Origin of the sequence: Streptomyces sp. NPDC096339 (assembly GCF_044762985.1) — a bacterium.
Taxonomy (GTDB): Bacteria; Actinomycetota; Actinomycetes; order Streptomycetales; family Streptomycetaceae; genus Streptomyces.
Genome location: NZ_JBIWFI010000040.1, coordinates 1 through 16,873, shown reverse-complemented (window position 1 = coordinate 16,873; position 16,873 = coordinate 1). Strand labels below are relative to the sequence as shown.

The window sequence follows — 16,873 nt, the reverse complement described above, 5'->3', positions numbered from 1 at the left end:
TGCCCCCGCCCGGGGCGCAGCCCGAAGACCGGCCTGGGGCGCGGGCCCCGGTCTGGCCCGGGGCCCGGCACGGGGCCCGGCACGGGGCCCGGCACGGGGCCCGGCACGGGGCAGGGCCCGGGGCCCGGCACGGGGCAGGGCCCGGGGACCGGCACGGGGCAGGGCCCGGGGACCGGGCCGAGGCGCGACCTGGGGCGGGGGCGTGCCGTCGGGGCCGGCGGGGGCAGGCGCACGTTTCGGGGGTGGTGGGCCGGTGAGTGACCAGACCGTGCTGGTGGCCGCCGCCGTCCCCTCCCGCCGCCCCGCGAGGAGCCGCCGCCACCGGTGGGACGTGCGCTGGAGCCCGTACGCCTTCGTGGCGCCCTTCTTCCTCTTCTTCGCCGCCTTCGGGCTGTTCCCGCTGCTGTACACGGGCTGGGCGGCGCTGCACCAGGTGGAGCTGACCGATCCCGATTCGATGACGTGGGTGGGACTGCGGAACTTCACCCGCCTCTGGGACGACGAGTTCTTCTGGAACGCGCTGCGCAACACCGTCACCATCGGGCTGCTGTCCACGGTGCCGCAGCTGGCGATCGCGCTCGGAGTGGCCCACCTCCTCAACCACAGGCTGCGCGGCTCGACCTTCTTCCGGGTCGCGATGCTCACCCCGTACGCGACCTCGGTGGCGGCGGCCACGCTGGTCTTCGTACTGCTCTTCGGCCGGGACTACGGGATGGTCAACTGGGCGCTGTCGGCGCTCGGTTTCGGGCCGGTGGACTGGCAGAACGGCACCTTCGCCTCGCAGCTGGCGGTGTCCGCCATCGTGATCTGGCGGTGGACCGGCTACAACGCGCTGATCTACCTGGCGGCCATGCAGGCCGTGCCGGGCGAACTGTACGAGTCGGCGGCCCTGGACGGGGCCTCCCGGTGGCAGCAGTTCGTCCACGTGACCGTGCCCTCGCTCCGTCCGACGATCTTCTTCACCTGCGTGGTGTCGACGATCGGGGCGACGCAGCTCTTCGGCGAGCCGCTGCTGTTCAACGGCGGGGCGGGCGCGACGGGCGGCTCGGACCACCAGTTCCAGACACTCGGGCTGTACCTGTACGAGCAGGGCTGGGTGAACCTTCACCTGGGGCGGGCCTCGGCGATCGCATGGGCGATGTTCCTGATCCTGCTGGTCGTCGCGGGCGCGGCGCGGCTGCTGCGCGGACGGGAGGCGTCCCGATGAGGTCCCTGCGCGCGGGCCGGTTCGCGTACGCGGTCCTCGCCCTGTTCACCGTCGGCTCGCTCTTCCCCCTCGTGTGGACGGCGATCGCGGCCTCCAGGAGCAGTACGCGTCTCGCGCAGACCCCGCCGCCGTTCTGGTTCGGCGGGAACCTGGGGCGCAACCTCCGGGTCGCCTGGACCGACGCGAACATGGGCACGGCCCTGCTCAACACGGTGATCGTGGCGGGCACGGTGGCGGCCGGTACGGTGCTGTTCTCCACCCTGGCGGGCTTCGCCTTCGCCAAGCTCCGCTTCCGGGGCCGCCGGCTGCTGATGTCGCTGGTGGTCGGCACGATGCTGATCCCGCCGCAGCTGAGCGTGGTCCCGCTGTACATGCTGATCGCACGGCTGTCGTGGACCGACCGGCTCCAGGCCGTGGTCCTGCCGACCCTGGTCTCCGCGTTCGGGGTGTTCTTCATGCGGCAGTACCTGACCCGGGCGCTGCCGTCGGAACTGGTGGAGGCGGCCCGCATGGACGGGGCGCACTCGCTGCGGATCGTGTGGCACGTGGTGTTCCCGGCGGCCCGGCCGGCGATGGCGGTGCTGGCCATGCTGACCTTCGTCATGGCCTGGAACGACTTCTTCTGGCCGATCGTCGCGCTGACCCAGAACGGCAGCCCGACGGTGCAGGTGGCCCTGACCGGGCTGGGCCGGGGCTACATCCCCGACCAGTCGGTGATCATGGCGGGTGCGCTGCTGGGCACGCTCCCGCTTCTGCTGGTGTTCCTCGTCTTCGGCCGCCGGATCGTCGGCGGCATCATGCAGGGAGCGGTCAAAGGATGACGACTGTGCCGAGTGTGCCGATGGAAGGCGTCCGTTTCCCCGAGGGGTTCCTGTGGGGCACGGCCACCGCGGCCTTCCAGATCGAGGGGGCGGCCGGGCTGCGCGGGCCGTCCATCTGGGACACCTTCTGCGCCACGCCGGGCAAGGTGTACGGCGGCCACACGGGCGAGGTGGCCGTGGACCACCACCGGCTGTGGCGCGAGGACGTGCGGCTGATGGCCGGACTGGGGCTGGGTGCCTACCGGTTCTCGGTGTCCTGGCCGCGGGTGCTGGCCGGCGGGATCGGCTTCTACGACGCGCTCGTCGACGAGCTGCTCTCGTACGGGATCAAGCCGTGCGTGACCCTGTACCACTGGGACCTGCCTCAGGAACTGGAAAGCGCGGGGGGCTGGCCCGAGCGGGAGACGGCGTACGCCTTCGCGGAGTACGCCTCCCTGGTCTCGGCGGCTCTGGGCGACCGGGTGGAGCTGTGGACCACCCTCAACGAGCCCTGGTGCAGCGCCTTCCTCGGCTACGCCTCCGGGGTCCACGCCCCGGGCCGGACCTCCCCCGCGGACTCGCTGCGCGCAGCCCACCACCTGAACCTGGCGCACGGTCTGGCCGCCGCCGCGCTGCCCGCGTCGGCGCGGACGGGCATCGCGCTCAACCTGAGCGCGGTACGGCCGCTGACCGGCTCGGCGGCCGACGCGGACGCCGTGCGCCGCATCGACGCCCTGGCCAACCGGATCTTCACCGGCCCGCTGCTGCACGGTGCCTATCCGCAGGACCTCCTCGCGGACACCGCCGCCCTGACGGACTGGTCCTTCGTCCGCCCCGGCGACGAGGCGCTGATCCACCGGCCGCTCGGCTTCCTGGGCGTGAACTACTACACCCCGGCGCTGGTCTCGGCGGCCCCAGACGGCGCGCCCGGCCCGCGCGAGGACGGCCACGGCGGCGGGGAGCACTCCCCCTGGCCGGGCGCGGAGGGGGTGGCCTTCCACCAACCCCCGGGCGAGCGGACCGACATGGGCTGGTCGGTGGATCCGACGGGCCTCTACGACCTCCTCACGCACTGCGCCCGCGAAGCCCCCGGCGTGCCGCTCCTGGTCACCGAGAACGGCGCGGCGTACGGCCCCGCGCTGCACGACCCGGCCCGCATCGGCTATCTGGAGGCCCACCTGGCCGAGGTCCACCGGGCGCTGGCGGACGGTGCCCCGGTGGAGGGCTACTTCCTGTGGTCGCTGATGGACAACTTCGAATGGTCCTACGGCTACGGCAAGCGCTTCGGCATCGTCCACGTCGACTACGAGACCCAGACCCGGACACCGCGCTCCAGCGCCCACTGGTACGCCCGCCTGGCCAAGTCCGGTTTCTTGTCGCGCTCTTGACGCCTCCCCGGCCGCGCCCGGGCCTATCGTGGCCACGGGTGCGGCCGGGGGTCCGGCCGCCTGGCCGCTCCGGGGGGGGATCCGTGCGCCGTTCCAAGCGTTCCGCGCGTCCGCCCCGCCCCCGCCGGCTGGGCGCCCTGGCGCTGCTCGGCGGGCTGGTCTGCCTGGCCCTGGCCGCCGCCGTCCTCGTCGGGATCCCGGTCACGCTCGCGGAGGAACGGGCCTACGCCGCGGCCCGGCCCTGCCCGACGGCCGCTCCGCTCCCGGACGAGGACTGCCTGCGCGAGATCCCGTACACGGTGGTCGATGCCGAGGCGAGCGGCGGCCGATCGTCGGGCTACCGGGCCTCCCTCACCAACGAGGACGGTCGCGTCCGTGTCCACTTCTTCGGAGGGCAGCCCCTCGCCTACCGGCTGCGCAAGGGTGACCGGGTCACCGCCCGCGTCTGGCGGGGCGAGATCACCGCGGTGTCGCGGCAGGCCGTCACCCAGGCGACCGGGGCGGACCCTGACGGCGACTCCCGCTGGGGCATCGCCTTCGGCCTCGCGCTCGCGGCGGGCGGCCTCTTCGGGCTGTGGGCCGGCTGGTGGCTGCTGCGCCACCCCGAGGAGTACCAGGGCGGCCGGACCCGGCCGCTCGCGGTGGCCGGGTGGATCCTCGCGGGCGCGCTGGCGCTCGTACCGCTGGGGGTGCTGGGGTCGATCTTCCTCGACGCCCCCCTCTGGTACCGGATCGTCGTCCCGATCGCCCTGCTGGTGGTGGCCGGGAGGTGGCTGCTTCCCACATCCCGGCATTCACCGTGACACGCGCGGTCAGGGCGTGGACGACATCGCCGCCAGCCCCTTCGCGAGCTCCTCGGCGTTCATGACGGGGCCGACCTCGATCTCGGCGTTGAACTGCATGAACATGTCCTCGAACAGGGGCGGCAGGCGCCAGCTGTCCTCCAGCTCGAAGACCATCCAGCAGGACCGGACGCCCTCGTGCAGGCCGAAGTAGGCCGCCTCCGGCTTGACCGTGTCCATCAGCTTCTTGATCGCCTGGGGCAGGGCCCCGCTCTTGATCGCCTCGTTGCCTGCGGCCGTGTCGATGTGGGCCCTGAGCATGACTCTCATGCCTGACTCCTTCCGTCAGGCCCACGTTCGGCGCGGCCGCCCGGCCCGGCAACATCTCGGCCACCGTCCGGGCGGCCACCGTCCGGGTGCCCCCGGGCCTACGCCTTCGGGTGCGCGCCCTGGATGTGGAAGTTGAAGTCGGAGTGGCCCAGCGAGCCCATCAGCCGGAGCCAGACGGGCAGGAGCATCTCCGTGCCCCGGGCCGTCTCGATGCCGCCGAGGTCGAGGATGCTCTCGTCCTCCCAGCCGAAGGAGGAGAGCAGCTCGCGTACGGCCTTCTTCGCGTCCGCGTCCTCGCCCGAGAGGAAGACGTTGTGGTCCCCGGCGACGCGGGTCGGGTCGACCATGATCTGGCAGTTCATCGTGTTGAGGGTCTTGACCACCCGCAGCCCCGGGAAGGTGCGCTGGATCAGCTCGCCGAGGCTGTCGGTGTTCACCGGGTCGAGGAACGGCGGGAAGCCCTGGGAGAAGTCCAGCGGGTTCGCGATGTCGATCAGGATCTTGCCGTCGAGCTGCGCGGCGTCCGCCTCCGTCAGGGCCGCGATGCTTGCCTGCCCGCCGGTGGCGTTGACCAGGACCTCGCCGTACCCGGCCGCCTCCGGGAAGGAGCGCAGCCCGACCTCGGGCTGCCCCGCGTGCCAGTCGGCCCACTCGGCGCGGGCCTGGGTGGACTCGGGGTCGCGGGTGCCGATGACCACCTCGTGCCCCAGGGAGACGAGCCGGGCGGCCACGGTGCGGCCGACGATTCCGGTGCCGAGGACTGCGTAACGCATATCGGTTTTCCAATCGAGCGCGATGAGCTGGTGCGGGGCGTGCCGAAGTGGCATGCCGGGTCCAACTCAACCAGCGCGCACGGCATTCCGTACGGAAGATCGACTAGTCGGGCATCCCCACGTCGTGGAAGAACCGGTAGCGGGTCGGGTCGTCCGGCAGGAACCAGTGGAATCCCTCTTCGAAGAAGACGGCCACGATGTTGACGACGATGACGAGGCCGAGGAAGGCCAGTGCGAAGGTTCCGGCCGTCCGCAGCGGTCCGGGGACGTTCGCCGGGACGGTGCGGGCCGCCGTCGTGTGGGCGAAGGCCATGACGATGCCGACGGCGACCACCGAGGCCTGGAAGAGGATCCACGCCCACACGTACAGGTGCAGCCCGAAGACCTCGCTCCCGTACCCCTTGTCCCCCGGAAGGACGTGCAGCGTCGTCTGCCGCCAGGAGGCGAAGGAGCCGGCGATCACCGCGACCAGGGACAGGCCCCAGCCCGTCATGTAGTCGCGACCGGACAGCACGCCGTGCGACATCGCCGTGCGGACGACGTACGCCGCGCCCATCGCGGCCAGCAGCATGAACATCCGCTGCACGATGCAGAGCGGGCAGGGGTACTCCCACAGCCCGAACTGGTAGTAGAGGCCGCCGCAGACGACCCCCGTCCAGCCGACGGCGAAGAAGCAGGCGAACCAGTACTGGACCCGGCCGAGCAGGCCGGTGGTCGGCGCGGTCTCCGGCAGCAGCGTGTGCATCGCGGTCATGGTCAGTAACTCAGGTTCAGGGCGAGGCTGCTGGTGATGTGGTGCGCCATCAGCAGGATCGCGGCGATCAGCATGACCCACCACGCCCCGAGCACGACCGTCCGGGACGACTCCCGGTACAGGGCGACCAGTGTGGCGAGGAGGCCGCCGAAGATGAGGGTGTCCATGGACCGGACGGTATCGATATGCGGACATACCGCCCGCAAGGCGCGCCCCCGGTTACTTCGCTTGTCCCTGGTTGCCGCCCTTGTCCCCCGGTCGTTTCGCTTGTCCCCGCCGCTTGCGCCGGCCGCCCCGCACCCGCACGCCGCCCGCACCGCCCCGGCCGCCGTCGCGGCCGTCCAGGCCGATCCAGACCCGCACCTCGGTCCCGCCGAGCACCGAGCGGCCCAGCCGCACGTCGCCGCCGGTCGACTCCGCGACCCGGCGCACGATGTCCAGGCCGAGGCCGGTGGAGCCGTCGCGGGCGCCGTCGTTGCCGCGCCGCAGCGCCGCGTCCGGGTCGTCGATGCCGGGGCCCGCGTCGGAGACCAGCACGATGACCGCGTCGCCCGCGTCGTGGACGTCCACCGCGAAGGGGGTGCCCTCGGGGGTGTGCCGGAAGACGTTGCCGAGCATGGCGTCGAGGGCGGCGGCCAGTTCGGGCCGGGCCACGGGGATGCGCACCGTACGGTCCACACCCGCGAGCCGCACCTCGCGCCCCTCGTCCTCCGCGAGCGCCGACCAGAAGGCCATCCGGTCCCGGATCACCTCGGAGGCGTCGCACCCCGCGTTCACGCCCGCCCCGGCGAGCCCGGTAGCGGGGCGCTGTTCCCGGGCCGTGCGGATGATGGTGTCGACCTCGCGCTCCAGCTGCTCCACCGCCGCCCGGGTCTGCTCGGCGGCCGGACCGTCCCCGAGCGAGGCCGTGTTGAGCCGCAGCACCGTCAGCGGCGTCCGCAGCCGGTGCGAGAGGTCGGCGGCCAGCTCCCGTTCGTTGGCGAGGAGTTCCACCACCTGGTCCGCCATCGCGTTGAACGCGACGGCCGCCGAGCGCAGTTCCTTCGGCCCGGCCTCGGGGACCCGCGCGCCGAGCTTGCCCTCGCCGAGCTGGTGGGCGGCGTCCGCGAGCCGCTCGGCGGGCCGGACCAGGCGGACGCCGAGCCGGTCGGCGACCGCCACCGAGCCGACGATCAGCGCGAGGGCGACGCCCGCGAGGATCGCCCACGCCGTGGTGACGCCGTTGCTGACCTCGTTCTCCGGTACGAAGATCTCCACCACGGCGATGTCCCCCGAGCCGAGGGCGGTGGGCTGGAGCAGCGCCGAGCCCCCGCCCGCCACGGAGGCCGTCGTGGCCCGCCCGAGCCGCCGGGTCGCCGCGACGGCCTGTTCACCGGCCCAGCCCCCGCCGATCTCCACCGGGGTGCCGCCGCCGATCGCGGGCACGTGGACGGCCATCCGCCGGGCCGCGCCCATCTGCGTGGACTCCACGGCCTTGCTCAGCTGCACCGGGTCGGTGGTGATGGACAGGGTGGGTCCGATGGTGGCGGCCTGCCGTTCGGCGTTGGAGAAGGCCCGGTCGCTCGCCATTTCCTGGACGACGAGCCCGAGCGGCACCGCGAAGGCCACGACCACCATGGCGGTGACCGCGAGGCACACCTTGACCAGCGCCCACCTCACAGGGGCCTCCTCACTGCGGCGGCTCCAGCTTGACCCCGACGCCCCGCAGGGTGTGCAGGTAGCGGGGCCGGGCGGCGGTCTCGCCGAGTTTGCGGCGCAGCCAGGACAGGTGGACGTCGATGGTCTGGTCGTCCCCGTACGACTGCTGCCAGACCTCGGCGAGCAGTTCGCGCCGGGCCACGACCACCCCGGGCCGCCCGGCGAGGAAGGTGAGCAGGTCGAACTCCCGGCGGGTGAGGTCCAGTACGGTCCCGTCCAGCTCGGCCTGGCGGCGCAGCGGGTCGATGGCGAGCCCGCCGACGCGCAGCACGCGCGAGGGCGGTTCGGCGCCGGTGGCCGCGCGGGAACGGCGCAGGACGGCGGCCATCCGGGCGGAGAGGTGTTCCACGGAGAAAGGTTTGGTCAGGTAGTCGTCGGCGCCGTCGTTGAGCAGCCGGACGATCTCGGCCTCGTCGTCGCGCGCGGTCGCGATGATCACGGGCACGTCGGTGATGCCCCGCAGCATCTTCAGTGCCTCCGACCCGTCCAGGTCGGGCAGCCCGAGGTCGAGGATGACCACGTCGAAGCGGTTGTGGGCGACCTCGCGCAGGGCCTCCAGGGCGGTGCCGACGCTCCGCACGGTGTGCGAGGCCTCGGTCAGGTGCCGGATGAGGGCGGAACGTACGAACTGGTCGTCCTCGACCACGAGCACACTTGCCATGGCCCGCACCGTAGCCCATTCGGGGGGCCCACCGGGGTGTCGGGACGCTCTTGTGACGGGTGGTGCAGTATGTGCCCTGATGCAACGAGGATTTGTACATGCCATGGCATGGGTGCTGGCGACCGGGGCCGCGGTGACCCTGTCGTGGTGGGGCGTGCACACCGTCATGTCGGGCACGGCCTACGATCCGCCGCTCGCGGTGCCGCTGGCCGCCGCCCAGCCGCTGTCCTCCTCGACCCACCGGTCGCTGCCGGAGCAGTCGCCCTCCCCGTCGGGGTCCCCGGCGCCCGGCCCCGCGACGCCGTCCTCCGCAGGGCCCTCCCCCGATCCCTCCGCCGGCAAGCCGTCCTCGAAGCCGTCGGCCTCCCCCCGGGCGGCCAAACCGGAGGAGGCCTCGGGCAAGGTGCAGGCCTATCCCGTCTCCGGCGGCCGGGTCGTCTTCAACCTCGGAGCCTCCTCGGCCGAGCTGGTCTCCGCGACCCCCGCGGCCGGCTGGCGGATGCAGGTGTGGAAGCAGGACTACTGGATCCGGGTCACCTTCACCAAGGACGGCCGCGAGGTGTCGGTGTTCTGCACCTGGCACGACCACGCGCCGACGGTGGAGATCATCGACCCCTGACCACGTGATCGCCGGACGAAGCGGACTCGACCGGCAGGGTCCGGGAGAACGGCCCTAGCGGAAGACCGACGGCGGCGGCTGCGGCGAGGCCACCGCCGAGGCGTCCGCGACGGGAGCCGCTCCGCCCGCGAAGTCCGCCAGGGCCCGGCCGTGCTCGACCCGCCCCGGGTGCGGGTCGCTCGCGACCCGGCGGGTGAACTCGGCGACCGGCAGTTCCCGGTCCGAGGCCACCAGCACGGCGTTGCCGAAACGCTTCCCCCGCCACACGACCGGATCCGCGGCCAGCGCCAGCTCCGCGAACCGCGACGCGGCCGTCGCGATCTGGCCCCGCAGGTGCGCCAGCGGCGGGCCGTCCGCGAGGTTGGCCACGTACCACCCGGTGGGCGCCAGGGCACGGCGTACGTCGTCCAGGAACTCGGCGCTCGTCAGGTGCGCCGGGGTGCGCGCCCCGCTGAACACGTCCGCGATCACCAGGTCCGCCCAGCCGTCCGGCACCTTGGCCAGCCCGGCCCGCGCGTCCACCGCCCGGACCCGGATCCGCGCCTGCTGGTCCAGCGGCAGGTGTTCCCGTACGAAGGCCACCAGCGCGGCGTCGATCTCCACGACCTGCTGGGTGGAGCGGGGCCGGGAGGCGGCGGTGTAGCGGGCCAGGGTGAAGGCCCCGCCGCCCAGGTGCACCACGTTCAGCGGCCGGCGGGCGGGCGCGACGAGGTCGATCAGGTGGCCGATCCGCCGCTGGTACGCGAAGTCCAGGTACTCGGGATCGTCCAGGTCCACGTGTGACTGCGGGGCCCCGTCGATCAGCAGCGTCCAGGCGCCCGGACGCTCCCGGTCCGGCTCCAGCTCCGCCCGGCCGCCGTCCACCTGCCCGACGACCGCCTCGGCGCCGCCGCGTCCGCCGCGCTGCTTGCCCTTGCCTCTGTCCTTGCCTGCCACCAGACCATTGTCCCCGGTCAGGGGCGGTCGCCGGTCAGCGGCAGTTGTCCGCGGCCTCGATCAGCCGGGCCGCCTCGCCGAGCGCCGCGCGCAGCACCGCCGGATCGGTGACCGGCCCGACGGCTTCCGGCGGGAGCAGCCAGCCCGTGGCGCCGGCCGTCGGCGAGACCGCGTCGCCGAACCGCACTCCGCGCCCGTTGGTCTGCGTACACGCGCTGCCCGGCAGGTCCCAGGCGTCGGCGGTGCCGGGCGGGACGAGGAAGCCGAGGGTGTCGCCCGACCCGTCGTGCAGGACCGGCCCGACCCCGCCGGCGGGACTCGCGGCGCGGCGGATGATGTCCACCGCCTCCAGCCCCTGCCGGGCGGGCACGGTCACCAGGTCCAGATCCAGGGCCGGCACCGGGCCCGGGGCCGGGGCCCGGCCGGGATCGGGCGCGGTGTTCGTTCCAGTGCTCTCCATGCCGCCCTCCACCAAGGGGAACCCCTCCTCGATCCGTATCCGCATGGGTTCAACGCACGGGAACGTCAACGGGTGCGGCGGCAAGACGCCGCAAAGGATGGCAGTTCATGGCGGATCGCGGGTGAGATATCCGTTTTGTAGCCAAACACCGCATCAACGACCCGGCACTGGCGGTACGTTCATGCGCGCCGGGCCCCACCTCACACGTCACAGCACCGGCGCTGGGTTCCTTGCCAGAGAGGCCACGTCCATGGCGGCGTCCCCCCACTCACCCAACTCCACGTTCCGGCGGCTGCGCGGGCAGCACTCCCCGGCCGAGTTCGCCGCGCTGGTGCGCCGGGCCGCGAAGGAAATCGGCGAAACGGTTTCCTGCGACGCCCGCTACATCGGCCGGGTCGAGTCCGGCGAGATCCGCTGCCCCAACTACGCGTACGAGCGGGTCTTCCTGCACATGTTCCCCGGCCGCGCCCTGGCCGACCTCGGCTTCGCCCCCAGGGAGGCGGTCCGCGGCCGCTCGGCACAGCGCGAACCCGACCCCGACCCCTTCTTCCCCCTCACCCCATCCAAGGAGAGCGACGTGCTGCGTCGCGCGTTCATGGCGGGAGGCTCCGCGACCGTGGCGGCCGCGACCCTCAGCCTCACCCTGCTCGGCGACACCCGCCGGTTCCCCGCCCGCGCCGGTGAGTCCGAGGCCGCCGCCGTCGAGGACGCCGTCCGCCAGATCCGGCTGCTCGACGACCGGCACGGCGCGGACGCCCTCTACCGCAGGGCCGCGGAGCCGCTGCGCACCGCGTACGCGCTCCTCGACGCGGGAGCCACCCGGCAGTCCACCGAGGACCGGCTGCACGCGGGCGCCGGGGAACTGGCCGTCTCCGTCGGCTGGCTGGCCCACGACTCCGGCCGCTTCGACGACGCCCGCTCGCACTACGCGGAGGCCCTCGCCACGGCCCGGGTGTCGGGGGACGCCGGCCTGGAGGCTCACGCCTTCAGCAACATGGCCTTCCTGGCCCGGGACTGCGGGCGCTCCCGCGAGGCCGTACGGGCGGCCCAGGCGGGCCGCCGGGCCGCCCGCTCGCTGGGCTCACCACGACTCCTCTCCCTCCTGGCCCTCCGGGAGGCGGGGGGCTGGGCCGGGCTGTCCGACCGCAAGGCGTGCGAGGAGGCGCTGACCCGGGCGCACACGGAGTTCTCCCGGGGCCCGGCGGGCGCCGACCCCGAGTGGATGTCCTTCTTCGGCGAGGCCGAACTGGAATCGCTGGAGTCCCGGTGCTGGGCGGCCCTCGGGGAACACGCCCGCGCGGCCCGGCACGCCCGCCGCGCGGCCGACCTCCAGGACCCGCACTTCGCCCGGAACGTGGCCCTCTACACCGCCGAACTGGCCGGAGACCTGGCCCGCGCCGGGGCCCCCGACGAGGCGGCCTGGGCGGGCGGGCGGGTGCTGGACCTGCTGGACGAGGTCCACTCCACCCGCATCCGCGCGATGCTCTCGGAAACGGCACGCACCCTGATCCCCCACCAACGCTCCCCCCGCGTGGGCGCGTTCCTGACCCGCCACGCCTCCGCCTGACCGGCTGCGCCGAGGCTCCGCTGTCGGGTGCGGCGCCGTGCCGGGGGCTCCGCCCCCGCACCCCCGCGCCTCAAACGCCGGCGAGGCTGGGTGGTGTCCTTGGGCGGGACCGGCAGGGTTGGGGCGGGGGCCCTCCGGAGTGTCTCCTCGTCCTCGCGCCTGCGGGCACCGCGAGACGTGTCGGGGTGGTTGCGCGCTCGTCCTGCGGGGACCCTCCTGCGGACCCCCACCCCAACAGCACGCTCCCGACCAGCCCGGGCAGGGCCTTGCCGGACTGGCGGAGCGGGGGCACGGCGGGGCGTCCCCGCAGGACGAGCGCGCAACCAGCCTCAGCACTTTCACGGTGCCCGCAGGCGCGAGGACGAGGAGACGCCCCGCCGGGACACCGCGCAGGACCCGCAAGGGGCGGGGCCCCGGCCCGGAAAACCCAGCCCCTCCGGCGATTGAGGAGCGGGGGCGCGGGGGCAGAGCCCCCGAAACGGCGCCGCAGCCGAACAACGGCCCCGCCGGAGGCGAGCGGCCGCGGGGCGACGACACCCCGGCGGGGCTGAGGCCGTGTCAGCGGGGACGGATAGCCTGCGCACATGGGTCTGAATACATCGGCCGAGGCGCCGCTGCCCGTGGGGCAGGTGTCCCGGCTCATCGGGGGCTGGATCGAGCGGCTCGGGCAGGTGTGGGTGGAAGGGCAGATCACGCAGCTGTCCCGGCGTCCGGGCGCGGGGGTGGTCTTCCTGACGCTGCGCGACCCCTCGCACGACATCTCGGTCAGCGTGACCTGCTTCCGCCAGGTCTTCGACGAGGTCGCGGACGTGGTCTCGGAGGGCGCGCGGGTCGTACTGCTGGCCAAGCCGGAGTGGTACGCGCCGCGCGGGCAGCTGTCGCTGCGGGCCACGGAGATACGGCCGGTCGGCATCGGGGAGCTGCTGGCCCGGCTGGAGCGGCTCAAGCGGTCGCTGGCCTCCGAGGGGCTGTTCGCCCTGGAGCGGAAGAAGCCGCTGCCGTTCCTGCCGCAGCTGATCGGGCTGGTGGTCGGGCGGGCGTCGGCGGCCGAGCGCGACGTGCTGGAGAACGCCCGGCGCCGCTGGCCCGCGGTCCGCTTCGAGGTGCGGAACGTGGCCGTCCAGGGGGTGCACGCCGTGCCCCAGGTGATCCAGGCCGTCAAGGAGCTGGACGCGCTCGACGAGGTCGACGTGATCATCGTGGCCCGAGGCGGCGGCAGCGTCGAGGACCTGCTGCCCTTCTCGGACGAGGAGGTCGTGCGCACCGTCGCGGCGGCCCGCACGCCCGTGGTCTCCGCGATCGGGCACGAGCCGGACACCCCGCTGCTGGACCTCGTCGCGGACCTGCGGGCCTCCACGCCCACGGACGCCGCGAAGAAGGTCGTCCCCGACGTGGGTGAGGAACTGGAGCGGGTACGGCAGCTACAGGGTCGCGGGCTGCGCGCGGTGCGCGGGCTCCTCGACCGGGAGGAGCGGGGTCTGGCGCACGCGCTCGCCCGGCCGGTCTTCGTCCATCCGCAGCGGATGGTGGAGGTACGGGAGGACGAGCTGGAGGCGCTGCTGGCGCGCAGCCGGCGCACCCTGGGGCACCTGCTGGACCGGGCCGATTCCGAGCTCGAACACACCCTCGCCCGGGTGGTGGCGCTGTCGCCCGCCGCGACGCTGGAGCGGGGGTACGCGGTGCTCCAGCGGGCCGACGGGCACGTGGTGCGTTCCCCGCAGGAGGTGGCGGAGGGCGAGGTGCTGCGGGCCCGGGTCGCGGAGGGCGAGTTCGGCGTGCGGGTCGCTCCGGAATCCGACTAGCCACATGTGATCAACCAATTCACACACTGAAGCAACGGTTCCGTTGCATTGCACACATAGGGTGGAAAAGGAATGTCAGAGGCCGAAACCGCGCTGGGGTACGAGCAGGCGCGCGACGAACTCGTCGAGGTCGTCCGCAAGCTGGAGGCGGGCGGGACCTCCCTGGAGGACTCCCTGGCGCTCTGGGAGCGCGGCGAGGAGCTGGCGAAGGTCTGCCGGCACTGGCTGGAGGGGGCCAGGGCCCGGCTGGACTCGGCTCTCGCGCAGCGCGAGCAGGCCGAGACGGGCGGGGCGGGCGAGGTCGACTAGGCGGGCGGGGCGGGCGGAAAGGGTCCCGAACGACGAGTGATGCTGATCACCCCGAGGCAGATTTAGTTGAAATTTCATCTACCTCGATCGTAGAGTCGGGACATCGCTTCACCTCCGTATGGAAGAAGGCTTTCCGCATGTCTCTCGTTCTTGACTCCGCCGCCCAGGACCTCCTGTTCCGCGAGGCCCGCACCGCCAACACGTTCTCGGACGAGCCGGTGACCGAGGAGCAGGTTCAGGCGATCTACGACCTGGTGAAGTACGGTCCGACCGCCTTCAACCAGACCCCGCTGCGCATCACCCTGGTCCGCTCCCCCGAGGCCCGCGAGCGCCTCGTGAAGCACATGGCCGAGGGCAACCAGGCCAAGACCGCCGCCGCCCCGCTGGTCGCGATCCTCTCCGCGGACAACGAGTTCCACGAGGAGCTCCCGCAGCTGCTGCCCCACTTCCCGCAGGCCAAGGACGCGTTCTTCTCCGAGCGCCAGGTCCGCGAGCAGTCCGCGCTGGTGAACGCCGCCCTGCAGGCCGCGTACTTCATCCTCGGCATCCGCGCCGCCGGCCTGGCCGCGGGCCCGATGACCGGCCTGGACTTCCAGGGCCTCCAGAAGGAGTTCCTGGACGCCGACCACACCCCGCTGATGGTGATCAACATCGGCAAGCCGGGCGAGGACGCCTGGTTCCCGCGCTCCCCGCGCCTGGAGTTCGACCAGGTCGTCACCACGGTCTGAGTCCGCGTACGCGAAAGGCGGCCCGCCCCGGGATTCCGGGGCGGGCCGCCTTTCTTCGTCTTCGCGCCGCGCGGGCCGCCTACCGGCCCTGCTTGAACTCCAGCGCCGCCGCCATCGCGCCCAGCTGTTCGAAGGAGGCCGTCCCGGTGACCACCGTGACGTGGCCCTGCTCCTGGCGGACGAGGGCGTCGTACTTCTCGCCGTCCCAGCGCTCCCAGGCCGCGTCGCCGACCTGCTGCGTCTGCCCGGTGGCCTTCGCCTTCTGGGTGATCCGGCCGAGGTTCTTGGCGGAGGTGTCCGTGGACTGCTCCACCGCCACGTACTGCTGCTCCGGATCGAGGAAGCCCAGGTGCCAGGCGTTGGCGTTCTTGCGCTCGTACGAGACCGACGTCGCCCGCCACTGCTCCGGGAGCCCCACGGGGGCGGCCACCGGGTAGGGGGCCGCGCGCCGGGCCGTGAGCGTCTCCACTCGGTAGTCGACCGTGAGCGTGGGGTCGGCCTTGTCGTCATGGGGGACGAACATGTAGATCCCCGCCACGACGACGCCGATCACCGCCAGCGACCGGACCATGTCCCAGACCGTCTGCTTGCCTTTCATACCTGCCACGGCACCATCGTCCCGCATCGCTGTCGGCGATCACCGCCGGGGGCCGCCCTCGCGGGTCGAGAGTGTCCGCTCAGGCCAATCGGCTGACCGATATACCGCTCATAAGTGACCCGGTCTGCTCAATTTGTCGACCTGACGATAGAGTTCCAGCACCCTCACTTCACCGGCCGTCGCCGACCAGAAAGGTGCCCTCGGATGACCGAGCACAACCTGCCGCCTCAGCTCGTAGTCTCTCCGGAGGCCCCCGACCGCAACCTCGCCCTGGAACTCGTCCGGGTCACGGAGGCCGCCGCCCTCGCCGCGGGCCGCTGGGTCGGCCGCGGTGACAAGCTCGGCGCGGACGGCGCGGCCGTCAACGCCATGCGCACCCTGATCTCCACCGTCTCGATGAACGGCGTCGTCGTCATCGGCGAGGGCGAGAAGGACGAAGCCCCGATGCTCTTCAACGGCGAGGCGGTCGGCGACGGCACCGGTGCCGAGGTCGACATCGCCGTGGACCCGATCGACGGCACCACCCTGAACGCCAAGGGCATGCCGAACGCCATCGCCGTCCTGGCCGCCGCCGACCGCGGCACCATGTTCGACCCCTCCGCGGTCTTCTACATGGAGAAGCTCGTCACCGGCCCCGAGGCCGCCGACTTCGTCGACATCAACGCCCCCGTCTCGGTGAACATCCGCCGCGTCGCCAAGGCGAAGGGCATGGCCGTCGAGGACGTCACGGTCGTCATCCTGGACCGCCCGCGCCACGAGGGCATCGTCAAGGAGATCCGCGAGACGGGCGCCCGGATCAAGTTCATCTCCGACGGCGACGTCGCCGGCTCGGTCATGGCGGTCCGTGAGGGCACCGGCGTGGACCTGCTCCTCGGCATCGGCGGCACCCCCGAGGGCATCATCTCGGCCTGCGCCATAAAGTGCCTCGGCGGAACGATCCAGGGCAAGCTGTGGCCCAAGGACGAAGCCGAGCGCCAGCGCGCCCTGGACGCCGGCCACGACCTGGACCGCGTCCTGACCACGAACGACCTGGTGTCCGGCGAGAACGTCTTCTTCGTCGCCACCGGCATCACCGACGGCGAACTGCTGCGCGGCGTGCACTACCGCGCGGAGACGGCGACGACGTCCTCGCTGGTCATGCGCTCGAAGTCGGGCACGATCCGACAGATCGACTCGACGCACCGCCTGTCGAAGCTGCGCGCGTACAGCGCGATCGACTTCGACCGGGCGAAGTAGGCCTGCGGCCCGCTGGGCACGACGGAGGGGCGGTCACCGCGCAAGACGGTGACCGCCCCTCCGTCGTGTCCTCCGCCCTGAACCTGCGGCGCCGTTCCGGGGGGGGGGGCCCCCCCCCCCCCCCCCCCCCCCCCCCCCCCCCGGGGGGCGGGGCGGGGGGGGGGGGCCCCCCCCGCCCGCCCGGCCCGGGGCGCCGGCGCCCGGGGGGGGGGGGGGCGCCCCGCC

19 protein-coding genes are annotated in these 16,873 nt (G+C 73.1%); 10 read left to right on the top strand and 9 right to left on the bottom strand.

Translation table 11 applies throughout. The features are described 5' to 3' along the window. Positions 1–253: 253 nt before the first annotated feature. The 4 genes from ACIQ5Y_RS33805 (at position 254) to ACIQ5Y_RS33790 (ending at position 4,198) form a co-directional block, all read left to right on the top strand. Entirely contained in the window at positions 254–1,207 is a 954-nt protein-coding gene (locus ACIQ5Y_RS33805; protein ID WP_403889356.1) for a carbohydrate ABC transporter permease, read from the top strand. Beyond that, positions 1,132–2,028: a carbohydrate ABC transporter permease gene (locus ACIQ5Y_RS33800; RefSeq protein ID WP_403889353.1), complete on the top strand. Its 897-nt coding sequence runs from the start codon at positions 1,132–1,134 to the stop codon at positions 2,026–2,028. Before ACIQ5Y_RS33805 ends, ACIQ5Y_RS33800 begins: the two co-directional genes overlap by 76 nt. Then, positions 2,025–3,395 carry a GH1 family beta-glucosidase gene (locus ACIQ5Y_RS33795; protein ID WP_403889350.1) on the top strand — a complete coding sequence of 457 codons (1,371 nt, stop codon included), beginning with the start codon at positions 2,025–2,027 and terminating at the stop codon, positions 3,393–3,395. The genes ACIQ5Y_RS33800 and ACIQ5Y_RS33795 overlap by 4 nt, the downstream gene beginning before the upstream one ends. 83 nt (positions 3,396–3,478) lie before the next feature. Beyond that, positions 3,479–4,198, top strand: coding sequence for a hypothetical protein (locus ACIQ5Y_RS33790; protein WP_403889347.1), 720 nt, complete (start codon positions 3,479–3,481; stop codon positions 4,196–4,198). Positions 4,199–4,207: 9 nt separating this feature from the next. On the opposite strand, the gene ACIQ5Y_RS33785 is transcribed toward ACIQ5Y_RS33790, so the two are convergent. The 6 genes from ACIQ5Y_RS33785 to ACIQ5Y_RS33760 all read right to left on the bottom strand — a co-directional run bounded on the left by ACIQ5Y_RS33785 (position 4,208) and on the right by ACIQ5Y_RS33760 (position 8,393). Further along, positions 4,208–4,507: a hypothetical protein gene (locus ACIQ5Y_RS33785; RefSeq protein WP_403889344.1), complete on the bottom strand. Its 300-nt coding sequence runs from the start codon at positions 4,505–4,507 to the stop codon at positions 4,208–4,210. A gap of 98 nt (positions 4,508–4,605) precedes the next feature. Then, positions 4,606–5,280 carry an NADPH-dependent F420 reductase gene (locus ACIQ5Y_RS33780; RefSeq protein WP_403889341.1) on the bottom strand — a complete coding sequence of 225 codons (675 nt, stop codon included), beginning with the start codon at positions 5,278–5,280 and terminating at the stop codon, positions 4,606–4,608. A gap of 103 nt (positions 5,281–5,383) precedes the next feature. Further along, positions 5,384–6,034, bottom strand: a complete 651-nt coding sequence (locus tag ACIQ5Y_RS33775) for a disulfide bond formation protein B (protein ID WP_403889338.1) — start codon at positions 6,032–6,034, stop codon at positions 5,384–5,386. A gap of 2 nt (positions 6,035–6,036) precedes the next feature. Further along, positions 6,037–6,201 (bottom strand): DUF5993 family protein, encoded by a 165-nt coding sequence (locus tag ACIQ5Y_RS33770; protein WP_376660919.1) that lies wholly within the window; start codon positions 6,199–6,201, stop codon positions 6,037–6,039. A 52-nt stretch (positions 6,202–6,253) separates the two neighbouring features. Next, the gene (locus ACIQ5Y_RS33765) at positions 6,254–7,693 is read right to left on the bottom strand and encodes a sensor histidine kinase (RefSeq protein ID WP_403889335.1); all 1,440 of its coding nucleotides are present in this window, start codon (positions 7,691–7,693) and stop codon (positions 6,254–6,256) included. Between the two features lie 10 nt (positions 7,694–7,703). Next, complete coding sequence (locus ACIQ5Y_RS33760) at positions 7,704–8,393, bottom strand: response regulator transcription factor (protein WP_403889332.1); 690 nt, start codon at positions 8,391–8,393, stop codon at positions 7,704–7,706. Between the two features lie 79 nt (positions 8,394–8,472). Here ACIQ5Y_RS33760 and ACIQ5Y_RS33755 point away from each other — a divergent pair, with 79 nt between their 5' ends. Further along, complete coding sequence (locus tag ACIQ5Y_RS33755; protein WP_403889329.1) at positions 8,473–9,012, top strand: hypothetical protein; 540 nt, start codon at positions 8,473–8,475, stop codon at positions 9,010–9,012. A gap of 54 nt (positions 9,013–9,066) precedes the next feature. Here the strand turns inward: ACIQ5Y_RS33755 and ACIQ5Y_RS33750 are convergent, their stop codons facing one another. Continuing rightward, positions 9,067–9,948: a spermidine synthase gene (locus tag ACIQ5Y_RS33750; RefSeq protein ID WP_403889326.1), complete on the bottom strand. Its 882-nt coding sequence runs from the start codon at positions 9,946–9,948 to the stop codon at positions 9,067–9,069. A gap of 34 nt (positions 9,949–9,982) precedes the next feature. After that, complete coding sequence (locus ACIQ5Y_RS33745; RefSeq protein ID WP_403889324.1) at positions 9,983–10,408, bottom strand: hypothetical protein; 426 nt, start codon at positions 10,406–10,408, stop codon at positions 9,983–9,985. Between the two features lie 250 nt (positions 10,409–10,658). On the opposite strand from ACIQ5Y_RS33745, the gene ACIQ5Y_RS33740 reads away from it, so the two are divergent. The 4 genes from ACIQ5Y_RS33740 (at position 10,659) to ACIQ5Y_RS33725 (ending at position 14,814) form a co-directional block, all read left to right on the top strand. Then, a complete protein-coding gene (locus ACIQ5Y_RS33740) occupies positions 10,659–11,975 on the top strand; it encodes a tetratricopeptide repeat protein (RefSeq protein ID WP_403889321.1) in 1,317 nt (438 codons plus the stop codon). Between the two features lie 584 nt (positions 11,976–12,559). Beyond that, positions 12,560–13,777 carry an exodeoxyribonuclease VII large subunit gene (gene xseA / locus ACIQ5Y_RS33735; RefSeq protein ID WP_403889319.1) on the top strand — a complete coding sequence of 406 codons (1,218 nt, stop codon included), beginning with the start codon at positions 12,560–12,562 and terminating at the stop codon, positions 13,775–13,777. Positions 13,778–13,849: 72 nt separating this feature from the next. After that, entirely contained in the window at positions 13,850–14,086 is a 237-nt protein-coding gene (locus ACIQ5Y_RS33730; protein WP_403889316.1) for an exodeoxyribonuclease VII small subunit, read from the top strand. Positions 14,087–14,223: 137 nt separating this feature from the next. Next, positions 14,224–14,814 carry a malonic semialdehyde reductase gene (locus tag ACIQ5Y_RS33725; protein WP_403889313.1) on the top strand — a complete coding sequence of 197 codons (591 nt, stop codon included), beginning with the start codon at positions 14,224–14,226 and terminating at the stop codon, positions 14,812–14,814. 79 nt (positions 14,815–14,893) lie between these two features. Here the strand turns inward: ACIQ5Y_RS33725 and ACIQ5Y_RS33720 are convergent, their stop codons facing one another. Then, positions 14,894–15,412 carry a DUF4245 domain-containing protein gene (locus tag ACIQ5Y_RS33720; RefSeq protein ID WP_403889504.1) on the bottom strand — a complete coding sequence of 173 codons (519 nt, stop codon included), beginning with the start codon at positions 15,410–15,412 and terminating at the stop codon, positions 14,894–14,896. A gap of 204 nt (positions 15,413–15,616) precedes the next feature. Between ACIQ5Y_RS33720 and glpX the strand changes: the two genes are divergently transcribed. Then, entirely contained in the window at positions 15,617–16,648 is a 1,032-nt protein-coding gene (gene glpX, locus ACIQ5Y_RS33715; RefSeq protein ID WP_384737260.1) for a class II fructose-bisphosphatase, read from the top strand. Positions 16,649–16,873 lie beyond the last annotated feature (225 nt).